The sequence below is a fragment of the Streptomyces sp. NPDC051664 genome, assembly GCF_044453545.1.
Classification (GTDB): domain Bacteria; phylum Actinomycetota; class Actinomycetes; order Streptomycetales; family Streptomycetaceae; genus Streptomyces.
The window spans coordinates 24,477-42,453 of record NZ_JBITCU010000003.1 but is presented as its reverse complement, the minus strand read 5'-3'; the positions used below and the strand labels follow the sequence as shown (position 1 = coordinate 42,453).

The following is a 17,977-nucleotide window of genomic DNA, read 5'->3' as shown; positions in this document are numbered from 1 at the left end:
ACGTTGCCGGGGGCACCGGGCGGTCGTTTTGGGCGCGTGCGGGCGGGGAAGTTGAGCCCGCCCGGTTCGAGGACGTTGGGGGGCGGTGCGGAAGGCGTGCGGGCGGGCACGCGAAATCAAGACCGTCCGGCGTCAGGACACGATGCTAGGCGCGCTGGCAGGTGGGGCACCAGAAGAGGTTGCGGGCCGCCAGGTCCGCCGCGCGGATCTCCGTGCCGCAGATGTGGCACCCCTGCCGAGCCCGCCGGTACACATACACCTCGCCCCCGTGGTCGTCCACCCGCGGCGCCCGTCCCATCGCCTCCGGCATGTGCTCCGGACGCACCGTGTCGATCCGGTTGTTCCGTACACCCGCGCGCATCAGTGTCACCAGGTCCGCCCAGATCGCGTCCCACTCCGCACGGGTGAGGTCCTTGCCCTGGCGGTACGGGTCGATGCCGTGCCGGAACAGGACCTCCGCCCGGTACACGTTGCCGACGCCCGCGATGACCTTCTGGTCCATCAGCAGCGCCGCCACCGTGATACGGCTGCGCGAGATCCGCCGCCAGGCGCGTTCGCCGTCCTCGTCGGCCCGCAGCGGGTCCGGGCCCAGCCGGTCGTGTATCGCGCGCTTCTCGGGTTCCGTGATGAGGGCGCAGGTGGTCGGGCCGCGCAGGTCCGCGTGGTGGTGGTCGTTGGCCAGGCGCAGACGGACGGTGTCCGTGGGCGGCGGGACCGGTGTCGTACCGAAGTGGAGCTTGCCGAACAGGCCGAGGTGGATGTGGATCCATCCGGCGTCCTGGAAGCCGAGGAACAGGTGCTTGCCGTGCGCGTCGACGCCATTGAACCCACGGCCGTCGAGGAGCGCCGCGCTGTCCGAGAACCTGCCCTGCGGGCTGCTGACCCGCACCGGCCCGCCCACGAACCGGTCGCGGTGGTCCGCAGCCAGGCGATGGATCGTGTGTCCCTCGGGCACAGCGGCGGCTCTCCTCGGTGACGTGGGATACGGGGAAATGGCTGTGCCGCCGGGCGGGCCGGCGGCACGGGGGGTAGGGCGGTCAGCCCTGCTGCGGGTGGTGGGCCGGGATCGGGGGGAGCTCGCCCGTCGTCTCGTACGCCGTCAGCATCTCGATGCGGCGGGTGTGACGCTCCTCACCCGAGTACGGCGTGGCGAGGAAGATCTCGACGAACTTCGTCGACTCCTCCACCGTGTGCATGCGGCCGCCGATGGCCACCACGTTGGCGTCGTTGTGCTCGCGGCCGAGAGCGGCGGTCTGCTCGCTCCAGGCGAGTGCGGCGCGTACGCCCTTCACCTTGTTGGCGGCCATCTGCTCGCCGTTGCCGGAGCCACCGATCACGATGCCGAGGCTGCCCGCGTCCGCGACCGTCTTCTCGGCGGCGCGCAGGCAGAACGGCGGGTAGTCGTCCTGGGCGTCGTAGATGTGGGGGCCGCAGTCGACGGCTTCGTGGCCCTGGGCCGTGAGCCACTCGACGAGGTGGTTCTTGAGTTCGAAGCCGGCATGGTCTGAGCCGAGGTACACGCGCATGGGTCGAGTGTGGCATGCGGATCACGGGGTAGCCGTCATCGGGGTCGGGACCCTCCGGGCCCACCCCCGTGCGGAGCCCTTGTGCGGAGCGTGTGTGCGCAACCCCACACCGGCAACGATCCGGACAATGATCCGGAACAGGGGGTTCCGATTCCGGGGTTCTGCGGCTTCAATGCCTGAAACTCGCCGCCCACCACCGTGCAGCGGCACAGCCACGGAACCGAGTGATCCAGAACGTAAGGATTCGATCCATGACGCAAACGACTCTGGCAGGGCCGGGCCACCAGCCCGGCGAGCCGGGCCGCGCGGACAAGCCGGGCTCCTCGGACGGGCTCCAGGCCGGTCTCAAGAACCGTCACCTCTCGATGATCGCCATCGGCGGAGTGATCGGCGCGGGCCTCTTCGTGGGTTCCGGTGCCGGTATCGCCGCCGCGGGACCCGCCATTCTGCTCTCGTACGCGCTGGTCGGCCTCATGGTCGTCTTCGTGATGCGGATGCTCGGCGAGATGGCAGCGGCCCGGCCCAGCTCGGGCTCCTTCTCCGCCTACGCCGACCGCGCCCTCGGCCGCTGGGCCGGCTTCTCGATCGGCTGGCTGTACTGGTTCTTCTGGGTCGTGGTGCTCGCCGTCGAAGCCACGGCGGGTGCCAAGATCCTGGAGGGCTGGGTGCCGGGCGTCCCGCAGTGGGCGTGGGCGCTGATCGTCATGGTGGTGCTCACCGCGACGAACCTGGTCTCGGTCAGTTCGTACGGAGAGTTCGAGTTCTGGTTCGCCGGGATCAAGGTCGTGGCGATCGCCGCGTTCGTGGTCGTCGGATTGCTCGCCGTCTTCGGGCTGCTGCCCGGTTCGGACAACCCGGGGTCGGGGTTCGCCCATCTCACCGACAGTGGCGGCTTCTTCCCCCACGGGCCGGGTGCCATCCTCACCGGTGTGCTCATGGTCGTCTTCTCGTTCATGGGCAGCGAGATCGTGACGCTGGCGGCCGGCGAGTCGGAGAACCCGCAGCGCGCCGTCCAGAAGGCCACCAACAGCGTGATCTGGCGGATCGCCGTCTTCTACCTGGGCTCGATCTTCATCGTGCTGACGCTGCTGCCGTGGAACGACGCGTCGATCCTCAAGGACGGCAGCTACGTCGCCGCCCTGAACTCGATCGGCATTCCGCACGCCGGGCAGGTGATGGACGTCATCGTGCTGACGGCCGTGCTGTCCTGCCTCAACTCCGGCCTCTACACGGCCTCGCGGATGGCGTTCTCGCTCGGTGAGCGCGGTGACGCGCCGAAGGCGTTCGCCCGGACGAACAAGCGGGGCGTGCCGCGGGCGGCCATCCTGTCCTCCGTCGTCTTCGGCTTCGTCGCCGTGTTCTTCAACTACCAGTGGCCGGACACCGTCTTCCAGTTCCTGCTGAACTCCTCGGGCGCCGTCGCCCTGTTCGTCTGGCTGGTCATCTGCTTCACCCAGCTCCGGATGCGCGGCATCATCCTGCGCGAGTCGCCGGAGAAGCTGGTCGTGCGGATGTGGCTCTTCCCGTACCTGACCTGGGCGACCATCGCCATGATCTCGTTCGTGCTGGTCTACATGCTGACCGACGACAGCGGCCGTGAGCAGGTGCTGCTCTCGCTGCTCGTCGCGGCGATCGTGGTGGCGATCTCGCTGGTACGTGACGTCCGTCAGCGCAGGTCCGGAGCGGCCGCGGTCACGGCGGACGCGTCCGCCGACGCCTGATCGAGCCCATCCGCGCCTGACGGTCGATGTCAGGTGCACCGGGGAGGCTCTCTCCTGCCGCACACCGGGCGAACGGAGAGCCTCTCCATGAACGACCAACTTCCTGCCCAGCTCACTCTCCGCCCCGGCGACCCCGGACAGGCGGAGGAACTGGCCGGGTTCCGGACAGGTTCCACGCTCCGGCCCGGAGCTCGTCGGCGTCACCGATGCCGACGAGCTCCGGGCCGCCGACGTGTACGCCGCCGGGCGCGGACAGCGCGATGCTGAGCGCACCGGCCGCGGACCCGGCTCTGCGGACCCCGGTGCCGACCGGGCCGAAGGCGCCGATGACGACGGTGATGCGGATCGGCCGGCTGGGCGGGCCGCCGGCCGCGGAGCCCGTGGTGCCCCATGCCGTGCCGTACCGCGACGCCGCCTGACCGGTGCGGCTGCTGTCGCTGCTCGACGGTACGGACGTGACAGCGGTACGGGAGCTGTAGGCGCGGCTGTCCGGGGTCCCGGAGCCACTGTCCGTGGGCCGGCCGCTGAACTTCTCGTCGGGCGGCGGGGACCGTACCGAAGCACTCCACGACGAGCGGACACGGAAGAGGCTCGCCGGTCTGGTGTCGCAGTACGACCCGGCGAGCCTCTTCGGAACGGTTTACGAAAGCGTGTGAGACGCGTGAGCCTCCGTCAGCCGCGGCGGCCGACGAGCTTCCAGGCGGCGGGCAGCGCGCCCATCGCCAGCGCCGCCTTCAGCGCGTCACCGAGCAGGAACGGCATCAGACCGGCCGCGATCGCGGCGCTCGCCGACATGCCGGTGGACAGCGCCAGGTACGGCACACCGACCGCGTAGATGATCGCGGAGCCGAGCACCATGGTGCCGGCGGTGCGCAGCACGGAGCGGTCGCCGCCGCGGCGGGCGAGACCGCCGACCACGGTGGCGGCGAGGAGCATGCCGAGGACGTAACCGAACGAGGCGCCGCCCGCGCCGGAGCTGCCGCCGGCGAACCACGGCATGCCCGCCATGCCGACGAGCGCGTACACGGCGAGGGAGAGGAAGCCGCGGCGAGCGCCGAGCGCGGTGCCGACGAGGAGAGCGGCGAAGGTCTGGCCGGTGACGGGGACCGGGGAGCCGGGGACCGGGACGGCGATCTGCGCGGCGATGCCGGTGAGCGCGGCTCCGCCGACGACCAGGGCCGTGTCGACGGCGTAACGGTGCCTGGCGGCGGGCAGCAGGTCGGCGAGGACCGCTCCGGTACGGACGGGGGCGGCAGCAGTGCTCATCGGGACTCCGCGGTGGTGAGGGCAGGTGGGGACAGACTGAGGCTGACGTTAACCCACGGGTTAACGCTCGATCACCATCAGCCGCCCACAAAGCGGCGGTTGGCGGGTTGGTGGGGTTCGGACAAAGACCGGTACGCAATCATGTGACGGCGTGATGCTCGTCACTGAGGTGGGGGCCTGGAGGGGGCAGCCGACGGCCCGGGTCTCGCAGCGTGAGACTGTAGGTTTCCCATAAATTATCCGAGAGTGACCCGCACCCCATGCACGACGCCCCTCCCCCCACGCAGCAGGAACCGCTCTCGCACGGACTGAAGCAGCGCCATCTGACCATGCTCGGCCTGGGCGGGGTGATCGGCGCCGGGCTCTTCGTCGGTTCGGGCGCCGGGATCGCGGTCGCCGGGCCGGGCATCGTCGTGTCGTATCTGATTGCCGGCGCGCTCGCGATGCTGGTGATGCGGATGCTCGGCGAGATGTCGGCCGCGATACCCGCCTCCGGTGCCTTCTCCGTCCATGCCGAGCGGGCGCTCGGCCGCTGGGCCGGGTTCAGTGTGGGGTGGCTCTACTGGTTCCTGCTGGTGGTGGTCCTCGCCGTGGAGGCGACGGCCGCCGCGCAGATCGCCCACGGCTGGGTACCGGGCGTGGACCAGTGGGCGTGGGTGCTGGCGTTCATGGTGGTGTTCACCGTCACGAATCTGACCGCGGTGAAGAACTTCGGCGAGTTCGAGTTCTGGTTCGCCGCTCTCAAGGTCGCCGCGATCGTGATCTTCCTGGTGCTCGGGCTGCTCGCCGTCTTCGGTCTGCTCCCGGACACCGATCCGGTCGGACTGACCAACCTCACCGGGCAGCACGGCTTCCTGCCGAACGGCTGGGGCGGCGTCGTCTCAGGTGTACTGACCGTCGTCTTCGCGTTCGGCGGCCTGGAGGTCGTGACGATCGCTGCGGCCGAGACCGACAACCCGGCGCGCGCGGTGGGACGTGCGGTGCGCAGCGCGGTCGTGCGGATCCTCTTCTTCTACGTCGGGTCGATGCTGGTGATCGTCACGGTGCTGCCGTGGACCGCGCAGCAGGCCGGACTGAGCCCGTACGTCAAGGTTCTGGACGCGATCGGAGTGCCGTCGGCCGGGCAGATCATGAACATCGTGGTGTTCGTGGCGCTGCTCTCCGCGCTGAACGCCAATCTCTACGGCGCGTCCCGGATGGTCTTCTCGCTGGCCGAGCGCGGCGAGGGGCCGCGCGGACTGCTGAAGGTGTCGGGGAGCGGTGGCGGGGGCGGGGTGCCGCGGCGGGCGGTCCTCGCCTCGGTCGCCTTCGGCTTCGTCTCCGTACTGCTCAATCTGAAGTGGCCCGACTCCGTCTTCCTCTATCTGCTCAACTCGGTGGGCGCGGTGTTGCTGTTCGTCTGGGGGCTGATCGCCGCGTCGCAGCTGCGGCTGCGCCGCCGGCTGGAGCGCGAGGCGCCCGAGGCACTGACCCTGCGGATGTGGTGCTTCCCGTGGCTGACCTGGGTGACGCTGGCCGCGCTCGTGGCCGTACTGGTGCTGATGCTGACCGATGACGTGGCGCGCCCGCAGGTGTTGTGGTCGGCGGGGGCGACGGGTCTGGTGCTGCTCGTCGCGGGGGCGCGGGAGCTGCGGGACCGGCGGCGGGCCTGACGGGCGGATCGATGGCGGGGCGTGCACCCGGGACATGTACGCAGGTGTTCACCTTGTGTGAGTCCGGTGCCCGTATAGCGGACACATGTTCCGTGTGAACGGGAGGCGCGCACAGACTGTGGGCTCGTCCCTGTCTCAGCTACCGAACAGAGCACGTCCATGTCTCGGACCTCCGCGTCTCCCCCCACCGCCGGCTCCGAAGTCTCCGCAGTCCCGGCCGGCTCCGACGTCTCCGCCGTCAAGGCCGACTCCGCCCTCACCCATGGACTCAAGCAACGCCATCTGTCGATGATCGCCCTCGGCGGTGTCATCGGTGCCGGGCTGTTCGTCGGTTCCGGAGCCGGTATCGCCTCCGCCGGGCCCTCGATCGTCATCGCCTACGCCATCTCCGGGCTGCTGGTCATGTTCGTGATGCGCATGCTCGGCGAGATGTCCGCGGCCAATCCGGCCTCCGGTTCCTTCTCCGTCCACGCGGAACGGGCGATCGGGCCGTGGGCGGGGTTCACCGCCGGCTGGGCGTTCTGGGTGCTGCTCTGTGTCGCCGTCGGGCTGGAAGGGATCGGTGCCGCGAAGATCGTCACCGGCTGGCTGCCCGGCACTCCCGAGTGGGCGTGGGTGGCGCTGTTCATGGCGATCTTCCTCGCCACGAACCTGGCCGCCGTGAAGAACTTCGGTGAGTTCGAGTTCTGGTTCGCCTCGCTGAAGGTCGCCGCGATCACGCTCTTCCTGGTGCTGGGTGTGCTGGCGATCCTCGGGGTCCTGCCCGGCACGGACGCCCCGGGCGGCGCCAATCTCCGCAGCGACGGCGGGTTCCTGCCGAACGGCTCCAACGGCTTCATCATCGGACTGCTCGCCTCCGTCTTCGCGTACGGCGGACTGGAGACGGTCACCATCGCCGCGGCCGAGTCCGAGAACCCGGTGCGGGGCGTCGCCAAGGCGGTCCGGACGGCGATGTGGCGGATCGCGCTGTTCTACGTCGGTTCGATGGCGGTCATCGTCACCCTCGTGCCGTGGGACGACCCGAAGGTCGCGACGGTCGGCCCGTTCTACGCGGCCCTCGACCACCTGGGCATCAGCGGCGCCGCGGAGATCATGAATGTGGTCATCCTGATCGCGCTGCTCTCCGCGATGAACGCGAACATCTACGGCGCGTCGCGAATGGCCTGCTCGCTGGTCGCCCGCGGCCAGGGCCCGAAGCGGCTCGGCCGGGTCGACTCCGGCGTGCCGCGCACCGCGGTGCTCGTCTCATCCGTCTTCGGCTTCCTGTGCGTCCTGCTGAGCTACTGGCGGCCGGACGATGTCTTCCCCTGGCTGCTCAACATGATCGGCGCGGTGATCCTGGTCGTCTGGATCTTCATCGCGGTGTCGCAGCTGCTCCTGCGCCGCAGGCTCGAGCGCGAGGCGCCCGAGAAGCTGGTCGTGCGGATGTGGCTGTTCCCGGTGGGGACGCTGCTCGCGCTGGCGGCCATGGCAGGCATCTTCCTGCTGATGCTGCGCGAGCCCGGCACGCGTGACCAGCTGCTGGCGACCGGTGCGCTGACCGTCGTACTGGCCGTCATCGGTGTCGTACGCCAGCGGCGGGCCGCGGCCGTCAAGAACTGACGTCGGGGGCGCACGGCACGTTGAGGGAGAGCAGCGCGCCGCCCTCGTCCCCCAGCTGCACCTCGCTCACCGCCGCGTTGCGCAATTGAGGAAGGACCCGGCGGTAGGCGCCGAGCGGGATCGACAGCAGTTCGCACAGCACCAGCCGCAGCAGCGTGTTGTGTGCGACGACCAGTACCCGCTGCCCCGGATGGAAGTGCGCGATCCGGCGCAGCGCCGCTGTCCCCCGGGCCGCCGCCGTGCGCGGGTCCTCGGCCCCGGGGAAGGGATGGGTCACGGGGTCGGCGACATACGCCTCGGCCCATTTCGGGTCCTCGGCGGCGAATTCGGCGAGGGTGCGCCCCTCCACCGCCCCGAAGTCGCACTCGCGCAGATCGTGTTCGCGCCCGGGTACGAGGCCGAGCGCCCGGCAGGCGGGTTCGGCGGTCTCGATGGCGCGGGAGACGGTCGACGTCCAGATCGCGTCGACCGGATGCCGGACCGCCCAGTCCGCCAGCTGCTCGGCCTGGCGGCGGCCCTCGTCGGTGAGTGCGACGTCGCTGGCCCCGGCATAGCGGTTCTCGGAGTGCCAGACGGTCTGTCCGTGCCGGGCGAGCAGCAGGGTCGTGGGGAAGATGGTCATCGGCTCTCCGTTCGGGCCCGGGCGTGGGCGGCGAGCGCCCCGGGCCGTCGGCCTCGCCGTTCCAGTTCGCCCACCAGCTTGAGGTACGGCGCGGTGTGGCGGGCAGTGCGCGCCGGGTCCGGGCGCAGGACCTGCCGGATTCTGACCATGTGGCCCGCTCCCGGCGGCTCGTGGTCACGGGCCGAGGCGTCCGGTCGCACCGGGACACGTCCGGAGAATGCAGCGGTCAACGCCCCGCCGCCGCAGCCCGGCGCTCCGCCGGGCGACCAACTTCCTTCCGGAGAACGGTAGTTGTAAACCACACCGGTACGGTACCCGACCGGCGACGCGGTGACGCCCTTGCGGACCGGGGCGCCGAGCACCGAATCAACGATCCGACGGGCAGTGCACCGGAGGCGATCCGCGCCGCGTATCCGTCCGTCGCCCCGGCCGCGACGAGCCCTGCCGCCGCCATGCCGGTCTCCTCGGCCCCGCCCGCCCGTCGCCGTCCGACAGGCCGACGGTGGACCACCTGACGGCGCTCACCCCGGACGGCCTGCAGTCCTGGGCCGAAGGGCTGATCACACTCCTCTTCTTCCTGCTGTTAGCCTGCTCTTGCATATAGCTTGCAATAACAACAGGAAAGCATCTGGAGGGTTCGCCCCATGGCCACGTACACGCTCCCGGAACTCCCTTACGACTACGCGGCGCTCGAACCGGTCATCAACCCGCAGATCATCGAGCTCCACCACGACAAGCACCACGCCGCGTACGTCAAGGGCGCCAACGACACCCTGGAGCAGCTGGAAGAGGCGCGCGACAAGGAGGCCTGGGGAGCCGTCAACGGCCTGCAGAAGAACCTCGCGTTCCATCTCTCCGGCCACATCCTGCACTCGATCTACTGGCACAACATGAGCGGCGACGGCGGCGGCGAGCCCCTCGCGGCGGACGGCGTCGGCGACCTCGCGGACGCCATCACCGACTCCTTCGGCTCGTATGCGGGCTTCAAGTCCCAGCTGACGAAGGCCGCCGCCACCACACAGGGTTCCGGCTGGGGGGTGCTGGCGTACGAGCCGCTCAGCGGCAGGCTGATCGTCGAGCAGGTCTACGACCACCAGGGCAACGTCGGCCAGGGCTCGGTTCCGATCCTGGTCTTCGACGCCTGGGAGCACGCCTTCTACCTCCAGTACAAGAACCAGAAGGTCGACTTCATCGAGGCGATGTGGCGCGTCGTCAACTGGCAGGACGTGGCGAAGCGGTACGCGGCCGCCAAGGAGCGCGCCGACGTTCTGCTGCTCGCCCCCTGACCCGGGCACACGGACGTCCTGCCTCGTGATCGTCTTCTCAACCTTCACCGGCAGGCGGATGAACGGCGAGCCCCCGCGAGGACGTGACTCGCGGGGGCTTCCCTAATTTCCAGCGTTTCCAGACACTTAGCTTGTTTGCTAATTAGCTCATGTGCTAAATATCTGGCATGGCAACGACCGATGACGAGGCGAGCGCCTTCCGCGCCCTCGCCGATCCGACCAGGCGCCAGATCCTGGAGGACCTCCGCGGCGGCGAACTGGCGGCCGGGGAGATCGCGGCCCGGTTCGCGATCAGCGCACCGTCCATCTCCCGCCACCTCGGCGTACTGAAGGGCGCCGGGCTGGTCACCGAGCGCCGCGACGGCAACCGCATCCTCTACTCGCTGGCCGAGGACCGGCTGGCAACCAGCATCGGACGGTTCCTGAGCTCTGTCTGCCCCGAGCAGATCGTCCTGCGCCACACCAAGTGGCGGTCCGCCACGCAAGAGGAAGGCGGCACATCATGATCCAGCCCCGACTCTCCAGCGTCATCGAGCGCCGCCTCCTGGTGAACTACCGGGTCACCCCGGACGCCGCCGCCCGCCTGCTGCCCGACGGCCTGCGGCCCCAGTTGGTACGCGGCCACGCCGTCGCCGGCATCTGCCTCCTGCGCCTGGGCTCCGCACGCCCCACATGGGCGCCCTTGCCGGTGGGTCTGCGCAGCGAGAACGCCGCGCACCGCATCTCTGTCGAGTGGGACGGCCCGGACGGCGTCGAGACCGGCGTCTACATCACACGCCGCGACACCGGCTCACGGATCAACTCCTGGGCGGGCGGGCGGCTTTTCCCGGGCGAGCACGGTCGCGCCGACTTCACGGTGCACGAGACGCCCGACGAGGTACGGGTCGCTCTTGCCACCCGGGACGGCGAGATTCGGGTCGACGTCACGGCCGAGGTCACCGACGAACTGCGCGGCAGCGAACTCTTCACCGATCTCCAGGAGGCATCGGATTTCTTCCGCGCCGGGGCCAGGGGTCTGTCGCCAACGGCTTCAGGCCGCCGTCTCGACGCCATGGAGCTGGAAACGGACGCGTGGCAGGTGGCAGCCGGGCGGGTCCGATCCGCGCGGTCGTCCTTCTTCGACGACCCGGACCGCTTCCCGCCCGGCACCGCGACCCTGGACAGCGTCCTGGTCATGCGCGACGTCGCCGCCCGCTGGCGCCCGCTGCCGACGAGGCCCATGGCCCGCCGCTGACGAGCAGTGGCCATCAGCCCGTCGCGCCCCTTGGCACCGACGGTCCGTACCGCGGTGGCGCCCGGCGCCGGCCCGACTGCGACCGGTTCGGTGAACCGGCGCCCGCCGCGCACCTTGCACCGGCGTCATGGCCTTGCTCGGTATCGAGCGAGCCCCCCGAAGAAACGTGTGCCCTTCGGGGTGGATGCGATGATGGCGCCATGAGTCTGGTCCCCGCCGACCCCACCGCTGTGCACCCCATGCCCGGACAGCCGCGTGTGGTCCAGCTGAAGCCCCTGGTGACATCGGAACTGATCGAGATAGGCGCCTACTCGTACTACGACGACCCCGATGACGCGACTGCCTTCGAGACCCGCAACGTGCTGTATCACTACGGCCCGGAGAAGCTCGTCATCGGAAAGTTCTGTGCGCTCGGGACCGGGGTGCGGTTCCTCATGAACGGCGCCAACCACCGTATGGACGGCCCCTCCACGTTCCCGTTCCCCACGCTGGGCGGCTCCTGGGCCGACCACTTCGACCTGCTGACCGGACTGCCGAACCGGGGCGACACCGTCGTCGGCAACGATGTCTGGTTCGGCTACGGATCGACAGTCCTGCCGGGCGTACGGATCGGGCACGGCGCCGTCATCGGTGCCGGCGCGGTCGTCGTCGGCGACGTCCCGGACTACGGCATCGTCGGCGGCAACCCGGCGCAGCTGATCCGTACCCGCTACGACGACGAGACCGTCACCCGGCTCCTCGCCGTCGCCTGGTGGGACTGGCCCATCGAACTCATCACCCGGCACATCCGCACGATCATGTCCGGCAGCGTCGACGCACTCGAAGCGGCTGCCCGGGAGGGGACGTCATGACCATCACCGTTCAGGGACTGGCGTACTACCCCGTCAAGGGCTGCGGCGCGGTTCCGGTCGACCGGGCGGAGATCACCGGGACCGGTCTCGTGCACGACCGTACGTTCATGGTGGTGGACGCCGCGGACGGCGCGTTCCGCAGTCAGCGGACACACCCCGCGATGGCTGCGATCAGGGCCGAAGTCCTGCACGGCGGCGCCGTGTTGGCCCTCACCGCGCCGGACCTGGAGCCCCTGGAGCTGGACGTCGACCGGGACGGCCCGCGCCGCGCGGTCAGTATGTTCGACCGTCCGCTCGGCGAGGCGTGCGACCAGGGGGACGCGGTCGCCGAGTGGTTCTCGGAGGCGCTCGGTGCGAAGTCCCGGCTGGTACGGGTGGCGCCCGGCTTCGACCGTGACGGCTGGGGCGAGACCCCCGGCAAGGTCGCCTTCGCCGACGCCCATGCGGTGCTGGTCGCCTCCACCGCGTCGCTGGCCGGCCTCAACGCCCGTATCGAGGCCCGCGGCGACGCGGCCGGCGTACCGATGGACCGCTTCCGCCCGAACATCGTCCTGTCCGGTGCCGACGAGCCGCACTTCGAGGACCGGGTACGCCGGATGACCATCGGATCGGCCGAACTCGCCTACTCGGTGAGGGCGATGCGGTGCAACGTCCCGCTCGTGGACCAGTCGACGGGCCTCCGGGCGGGTCCGGAGCCGGTCCGGACCCTGGCGACGTACCGTCGCGAACCCGACTACGGCAACAAGGTCAGCTTCGGCGTGAAGAACGCGGTGGTCCGCGAGGGTGTGGTGGCCGTCGGCGACGCGGTCGAGATCACGAGCAGGCTCGACGCGTGAACCCCGTCAGGCGAGCGAGTCGATCCAGCGTTCCAGCCGGCGCCCTTCGGCGGCCATCAGGTCGGGGTCCCGGAAGGTGTTGGTGAGCAGCGAGATCCCCTGGTAAGCGGCGATCAGAGCGACCGCGAGTTCACGGGAGTCGCTGCGGCCCATCGCCTGGAACTGCTGCTCGACCCAGTCGAGCAGCACCTGAATGACCTTGGCGACCGACTGGTCGAGGCCGTCGGCCCGCTTGTCGAGTTCCGAGGCCATGGTCCCGGTGGGACAGCCGTACTGAGCCGTGAGCTCGCGCTGTTCGACCCAGCCGTTCAGGAGTGCCTTCAGCCGGTCCTGGGGCGCGGGAAGCTCGTCGAGCACGCCGATCATCGACCTCAGGCTCTGCGCATGCGCGTCGATCGCCGCCTCGACCAGCTGATCCTTGGTCTTGAAGTAGTAGTAGACGTTGCCCAACGGGACGTCGGCCGCTCGTGCGATGTCGGCGATCGTGGTCTGTTCGACGCCTTGCTCGTGAAGTACCCGGGCCGCGGCGGCCGCCAGCCTTTCCCGCTTGTCCGGCGATCGCCGGACACCTTTTGAGTGAGTCACCTGACTAACTATAGACGCGCGCCGGGCGACCGGCTATCGTCACGTCCAAGTCAGTCAACTAACTAACACAGGGGATCTCATGATCGTTGCAACGGGCGCGACCGGAAACGTCGGACGGGAACTCGTGCGGATTCTTACCTCGGCCGGTGAGCAGGTGACGGCCGTCTCCCGGCGGCCTCCGGCGCATCTGCCCGACGGCGTACGGCACCAGCGGGCCGATCTCGCCGATCCGGAGAGCCTGCGCACCGCGCTGGACGGCGCCGACGCGCTGTTCCTGCTCGTCGCGGGCGACGACCCGCGGGGCATTCTCGACATCGCGGCCGCCGGCGGTGTGCGCCGCGTCGTCCTGCTCTCCTCCCTGGGCGTCGGGACGCGGCCGGAGGCCTACCGTCACCCGGGGGCGTTCGAGGACGCCGTCCGCCGGCCGGGCCTCGCATGGACGGTCCTGCGGTCCGGCGGCCTGAACTCCAACACCTTCGCGTGGGCCGAGTCGATCCGTACGCAGCGCACCGTTGCCGCACCCTTCGGCGACGTCGGGCTGCCCACCGTCGACCCGGCGGATGTCGCCGAGGTCGCGGCCGTGGTTCTGCGCGAGGCCGGCCACGCGGGCCGTACGTACGAACTGACCGGGCCCGCGGCGGTCACCCAGCGGGAAAGGGCCGAGGCGATCGGCGACGCGCTGGGCACTCCGGTCCGGTTCGTCGAGCAGACCCGCGAGGAGGCCCGTGCGCAGATGCTGCAGTTCATGCCCGCGCCGGTGGTGGAGGGCACGCTCGGCATCCTCGGGGAGCCGCTGGCGGCGGAGCAGAAGGTCAGTCCCGACGTCGAGCAGATCCTCGGCCGCGCGCCGGGCACCTTCGCCGACTGGGCCGCACGCGCCGCCGAGTCCTTCCGGTGAGACCGGTGCGCGGCGAACTTCGCCGGCCTCGAGATCGAGCACCACGGCGTGGCCGCCGGACACCACGGCCCGGAGGGCCATCCGCTGCCCGTCGCCAAGACAGTCGCGGCATAGGCGGACCGCCACGAACTCCGCCGAACCGCCCGGCTGTTGCCCCTGCGGGGCCGATTTCCGGACCCGTCCGGATGGTGCACCGGGTGGTCGGGCGGCTGCCGAAGCCCGCCCAGTTGTACGCGTGACGCACCACGGTGCGGGTTCCGGACGGTGGCCGGGACCCGCACCGGTGGGTACGTCAGTCGAAGATCGGGCCCTGCGTCCGGGTCCGCTTGATCTCGTAGAAGCCGGGGATCGACGCCACCAGCAGCGTGCCGTCCCACAGCTTCGCCGCCTCGTCGCCCTTCGGGGCGGGGGTGACGACCGGGCCGAAGAAGGCGATCTGCTCGCCGTCGGAGCCCGGCACGGCGATGACCGGCGTGCCGACGTCCTGGCCGACCTTGTCGATGCCCTCCTGGTGGGAGGCGCGCAGCTCCGCGTCGTACGTGTCCGAGTCGGCGTACTCCGCGAGCTCGGCCGGCAGACCGACGTCTTCGAGCGCCGCCACGATCGCCTCACGGGTGGGGCCCTCGCCCTGGTTGTGGAAGCGGGTGCCGAGCGCGGTGTACAGCGGGCCGACGATGTCGTCGCCGTGCTTCTGCTGGGCGGCGACGACGACGCGGACCGGGCCCCATGCCTTGGTCTCGAGCATGTCGCGGTACTCGTCGGGCAGCTCGTCGAGCCTGTTCTCGTTGAGGACGGCAAGGCTCATCACATGCCAGCGGACCTCGACGTCACGGACCTTCTCCACCTCCAGCATCCAGCGGGAGGTCATCCACGCCCAGGGGCAGAGCGGGTCGAACCAGAAATCGGCGGGCGTCTTGCCGTTCACCGTGGCGTTCTCAGACATGTCTCTCCTCAAGAGGCGATCGCACCTGTGCGCGAGAACACCGCCGAACGGCCCTGCCATTCCCGCGCGCCCGGGCCGGGAGGCACATGGGAGGATCAAACTGTTCGAACGTGACACAAAGGAGTGCACCAGTGCCCGGTCAAAACCTGTCCCGCGACGAAGCCCACGAGCGGGCCGAGCTGCTGACCGTCGACGGATACGACGTCGTGCTCGACCTGCGGTCCGCGATCGGTGACCCCGAGAGCGGCGGCGGGGACCGGCCGGCCGTCGATCCCCGGACCTTCCGCTCGGTGACCACGATCCGGTTCCGCTCCGCGCGCGCGGGGGCGTCGACGTTCGCGGATCTGCTGGCCCCGAGCGTGACCTCGGTGACCCTGAACGGGCAGGCGCTCGACCCCGCCGTCGTCTTCGACGGGACGCGGGTGGCGCTGGACGGTCTGCCGGAGGGCGAGAACGTCCTGGTGGTCGACGCGCAGTGCGCCTACAGCCGGACCGGCGAGGGCATGCACCGGTTCGTCGACCCGGAGGACGGCGAGGTCTACCTCTACACGCAGTACGAGCCGGCCGACGCGCGGCGTGTCTTCGCGAACTTCGAGCAGCCCGACCTGAAGGCTCCCTTCCGCTTCGAGGTGACGGCGCCCGAGGGGTGGACGGTGTGGAGCAACGGGGTCGAGGAGTCCCGGGACGGCGGGGTCTGGCGGTTCGCCGAGACGAAGCCGATCTCGACGTACATCACGGCGGTCGTCGCCGGTCCGTACCACCATGTGACCGACTCGTACAGCCGTACCTTCGACGACGGCACGACGCTGGACATCCCGCTCGGCGCGCTCTGCCGCAAAGGGCTCGCCCGGCACTTCGACGCGGACGACATCTTCCTCGTCACCAAGCAGGGCCTGGACTTCTTCCACGACAACTTCGACTACCCGTACCCGTTCGGGAAGTACGACCAGGCCTTCGTGCCCGAGTACAACCTCGGCGCGATGGAGAACCCGGGCTGTGTCACGTTCCGCGAGGAGTACATCTTCCGCGGCAAGGTGACGCAGGCGTCGTACGAGAGCCGTGCCAACGTCATTCTGCACGAGATGGCGCACATGTGGTTCGGCGACCTCGTCACCATGCAGTGGTGGGACGACCTGTGGCTGAAGGAGTCGTTCGCCGACTTCATGGGCGTCTTCGCCATGGTGGAGTCGACCCGCTTCAAGGACGGCTGGATCACCTTCGCCAACAACCGCAAGTCCTGGGCGTACCGCGCCGACCAGCTGCCGTCCACGCACCCGATCACGGCCGACATCCGTGACCTGGAGGACGCCAAGCTGAACTTCGACGGCATCACGTACGCCAAGGGTGCGTCGGTGCTGAAGCAGCTGGTGGCGTACGCGGGACGGGACGCGTTCCTGGAGGGCGCCCGGCGCTACTTCAAGAAGCATGCGTACGGCAACACGCAGCTGGGCGACCTGCTGTCGGTGCTGGCCGAGACGTCCGGGCGGGACATGGTCACCTGGTCGCGGTCGTGGCTGCAGACGGCCGGCGTCAACTCGCTGACGCCGGTGGTGACGTACGGCGCCGCGGACCGGATCGCCGAGCTGGCGGTCCTCCAGGAGGCCGCCGACTCGCACCCCGAGCTGCGGCCGCACCGGGTCGCGGTCGGCCTGTACCGCCGCACGACCCGTGGCGACCTGGTGCGGTACGCGCGCGCCGAGGTGGATGTGGCGGGGCCGCGCACGGTGGTCGCCGCGCTGGCCGGTGTCGAGCGGCCCGAGCTGGTCCTCGTCAACGACGACGACCTCACGTACTGCAAGGTCCGCTTCGACGAGGCGTCCCTCGCCACGCTGCGCGCGCACCTCGGGGACATCACCGACCCGCTGGCGCGGGCGCTGTGCTGGTCCGCGCTGTGGAACCTGACGCGGGACGGGCTGATGCCGGCCCAGGACTTCATCTCGCTCGTGCTGGCCTTCTCCGGCCAGGAGTCCGACATCGGCGTCCTGCAGATGCTGCACGCCTGGACCCGGACCGCGCTCGTCCACTACGCCGCCCCGGGGTGGCGTGAACAGGGCGGACGGGCGCTGGCCGAGGGTGCGCTGCGGGAGCTGCGGATCGCCGAGCCGGGGAGCGAGCACCAGCTGGCGTGGGCGCGGTTCTTCGCGACGGTCGCGGACTCGGAATCGGACTTCCAGCTGCTGTCCTCACTGCTGGGGGAATCCGCCCGGATCGACGGGCTGGAGGTCGACCAGGAGCTGCGGTGGGCGTTCCTGTCCGCGCTGGCCGCGCACGGGGTCGCCGACGAGTCGGTGATCGATGCCGAACTGGCCCGGGACGACACGGCGTCCGGCAAGCGGCACCAGGTGCGGTGCCTGGCCTCGCGGCCGTCGGCGGCGGTCAAGGCGCAGGCGTGGGCGGCCGTGGTGGAGTCGGACGCGCTGTCCAACGCGCTGGTGGAGGCGACGATCGCTGGGTTCGGGCAGTCGTCGCAGCGGGAGTTGCTGGCGCCGTACGCAGCCCGGTACTTCGATGCGATCGAACGGGTGTGGGCCGAGCGGTCGATCCAGATCGGGATGTCCGTGGTGAGGGGGCTGTTCCCGGCACTGCAGGACGACCCGGCGACGCTGGCGGCGACGGACGCCTGGCTGGAGGCGCATGCGGATGCGGCGCCGGCGTTGCGCCGGCTGGTGCTGGAGGCGCGGGACGATCTGGCGCGGGCGTTGCGGGCGCAGGCGTGTGACGCGGGGGCGGGGGCCGGCCTCTGACGGGGCACCCCGGGACGGGCACGGCAGCGTTGTCCTCAATCGCCGGACGGGCTTGATTTGCGGCCCGTCCGGCGCCGGGGGTCGGCAGCAGCCGAGGCGGTCCGGAGTGGCCCGCGGGGGCTGACGGGACGCACAATCCCCGACGGGATCACCCTTTTCGGTTGTCGAACGTCCGTACTTTAGGACGGCGTTGTCCTGAATTGTCGACGGG

General features: G+C 70.2%; 18 protein-coding genes. 11 read left to right on the top strand and 7 right to left on the bottom strand.

What is annotated here, in order from left to right; genetic code table 11:
* Positions 1–145 precede the first annotated feature (145 nt).
* Positions 146–955 (bottom strand): Fpg/Nei family DNA glycosylase, encoded by an 810-nt coding sequence (locus tag ACIA8E_RS06305; protein WP_399295150.1) that lies wholly within the window; start codon positions 953–955, stop codon positions 146–148.
* A gap of 82 nt (positions 956–1,037) precedes the next feature.
* Positions 1,038–1,526, bottom strand: a complete 489-nt coding sequence (locus tag ACIA8E_RS06300; protein ID WP_399295148.1) for a ribose-5-phosphate isomerase — start codon at positions 1,524–1,526, stop codon at positions 1,038–1,040.
* Positions 1,527–1,777: 251 nt separating this feature from the next.
* Between ACIA8E_RS06300 and ACIA8E_RS06295 the strand changes: the two genes are divergently transcribed.
* Together ACIA8E_RS06295 and ACIA8E_RS06290 are read left to right on the top strand one after the other, a co-directional pair.
* Entirely contained in the window at positions 1,778–3,247 is a 1,470-nt protein-coding gene (locus tag ACIA8E_RS06295; RefSeq protein ID WP_399295146.1) for an amino acid permease, read from the top strand.
* 260 nt (positions 3,248–3,507) lie between these two features.
* Positions 3,508–3,666 (top strand): hypothetical protein, encoded by a 159-nt coding sequence (locus tag ACIA8E_RS06290; protein WP_399295144.1) that lies wholly within the window; start codon positions 3,508–3,510, stop codon positions 3,664–3,666.
* A 253-nt stretch (positions 3,667–3,919) separates the two neighbouring features.
* On the opposite strand, the gene ACIA8E_RS06285 is transcribed toward ACIA8E_RS06290, so the two are convergent.
* On the bottom strand, positions 3,920–4,513 hold the full coding sequence (locus ACIA8E_RS06285; RefSeq protein WP_399295142.1) for a biotin transporter BioY: 594 nt from the start codon (positions 4,511–4,513) through the stop codon (positions 3,920–3,922).
* A gap of 260 nt (positions 4,514–4,773) precedes the next feature.
* Between ACIA8E_RS06285 and ACIA8E_RS06280 the strand changes: the two genes are divergently transcribed.
* Together ACIA8E_RS06280 and ACIA8E_RS06275 are read left to right on the top strand one after the other, a co-directional pair.
* Positions 4,774–6,165, top strand: coding sequence for an amino acid permease (locus ACIA8E_RS06280; protein ID WP_399295140.1), 1,392 nt, complete (start codon positions 4,774–4,776; stop codon positions 6,163–6,165).
* Between the two features lie 159 nt (positions 6,166–6,324).
* Complete coding sequence (locus tag ACIA8E_RS06275; protein ID WP_399295138.1) at positions 6,325–7,767, top strand: amino acid permease; 1,443 nt, start codon at positions 6,325–6,327, stop codon at positions 7,765–7,767.
* Here ACIA8E_RS06275 and ACIA8E_RS06270 read toward each other — a convergent pair.
* Positions 7,757–8,389 (bottom strand): histidine phosphatase family protein, encoded by a 633-nt coding sequence (locus ACIA8E_RS06270; RefSeq protein ID WP_399295136.1) that lies wholly within the window; start codon positions 8,387–8,389, stop codon positions 7,757–7,759. The two genes, ACIA8E_RS06275 and ACIA8E_RS06270, sit on opposite strands and share 11 nt — an antisense overlap.
* A complete protein-coding gene (locus ACIA8E_RS06265) occupies positions 8,386–8,538 on the bottom strand; it encodes a hypothetical protein (protein WP_399295134.1) in 153 nt (50 codons plus the stop codon). Before ACIA8E_RS06265 ends, ACIA8E_RS06270 begins: the two co-directional genes overlap by 4 nt.
* A 495-nt stretch (positions 8,539–9,033) precedes the next feature.
* Between ACIA8E_RS06265 and ACIA8E_RS06260 the strand changes: the two genes are divergently transcribed.
* From ACIA8E_RS06260 to ACIA8E_RS06240, 5 genes are all read left to right on the top strand, one after another.
* Complete coding sequence (locus tag ACIA8E_RS06260) at positions 9,034–9,675, top strand: superoxide dismutase (protein WP_030921315.1); 642 nt, start codon at positions 9,034–9,036, stop codon at positions 9,673–9,675.
* A 167-nt stretch (positions 9,676–9,842) separates the two neighbouring features.
* Entirely contained in the window at positions 9,843–10,181 is a 339-nt protein-coding gene (locus ACIA8E_RS06255) for a metalloregulator ArsR/SmtB family transcription factor (protein ID WP_030970052.1), read from the top strand.
* Entirely contained in the window at positions 10,178–10,909 is a 732-nt protein-coding gene (locus ACIA8E_RS06250) for a DUF2071 domain-containing protein (RefSeq protein ID WP_399295131.1), read from the top strand. The genes ACIA8E_RS06255 and ACIA8E_RS06250 overlap by 4 nt, the downstream gene beginning before the upstream one ends.
* A gap of 200 nt (positions 10,910–11,109) precedes the next feature.
* Complete coding sequence (locus ACIA8E_RS06245) at positions 11,110–11,760, top strand: CatB-related O-acetyltransferase (protein ID WP_399295129.1); 651 nt, start codon at positions 11,110–11,112, stop codon at positions 11,758–11,760.
* A complete protein-coding gene (locus ACIA8E_RS06240) occupies positions 11,757–12,596 on the top strand; it encodes an MOSC domain-containing protein (protein ID WP_399295127.1) in 840 nt (279 codons plus the stop codon). The genes ACIA8E_RS06245 and ACIA8E_RS06240 overlap by 4 nt, the downstream gene beginning before the upstream one ends.
* A gap of 6 nt (positions 12,597–12,602) precedes the next feature.
* On the opposite strand, the gene ACIA8E_RS06235 is transcribed toward ACIA8E_RS06240, so the two are convergent.
* Positions 12,603–13,181, bottom strand: a complete 579-nt coding sequence (locus ACIA8E_RS06235) for a TetR/AcrR family transcriptional regulator (protein WP_399295125.1) — start codon at positions 13,179–13,181, stop codon at positions 12,603–12,605.
* Between the two features lie 79 nt (positions 13,182–13,260).
* On the opposite strand from ACIA8E_RS06235, the gene ACIA8E_RS06230 reads away from it, so the two are divergent.
* Entirely contained in the window at positions 13,261–14,079 is an 819-nt protein-coding gene (locus ACIA8E_RS06230; RefSeq protein WP_399295123.1) for an NAD(P)H-binding protein, read from the top strand.
* Between the two features lie 292 nt (positions 14,080–14,371).
* Here ACIA8E_RS06230 and ACIA8E_RS06225 read toward each other — a convergent pair whose 3' ends face one another.
* Positions 14,372–15,022 (bottom strand): DsbA family protein, encoded by a 651-nt coding sequence (locus ACIA8E_RS06225; protein WP_399295121.1) that lies wholly within the window; start codon positions 15,020–15,022, stop codon positions 14,372–14,374.
* Positions 15,023–15,153: 131 nt separating this feature from the next.
* Between ACIA8E_RS06225 and pepN the strand changes: the two genes are divergently transcribed.
* Positions 15,154–17,766: an aminopeptidase N gene (gene pepN, locus ACIA8E_RS06220; protein WP_399295119.1), complete on the top strand. Its 2,613-nt coding sequence runs from the start codon at positions 15,154–15,156 to the stop codon at positions 17,764–17,766.
* Positions 17,767–17,977: the final 211 nt, after the last annotated feature.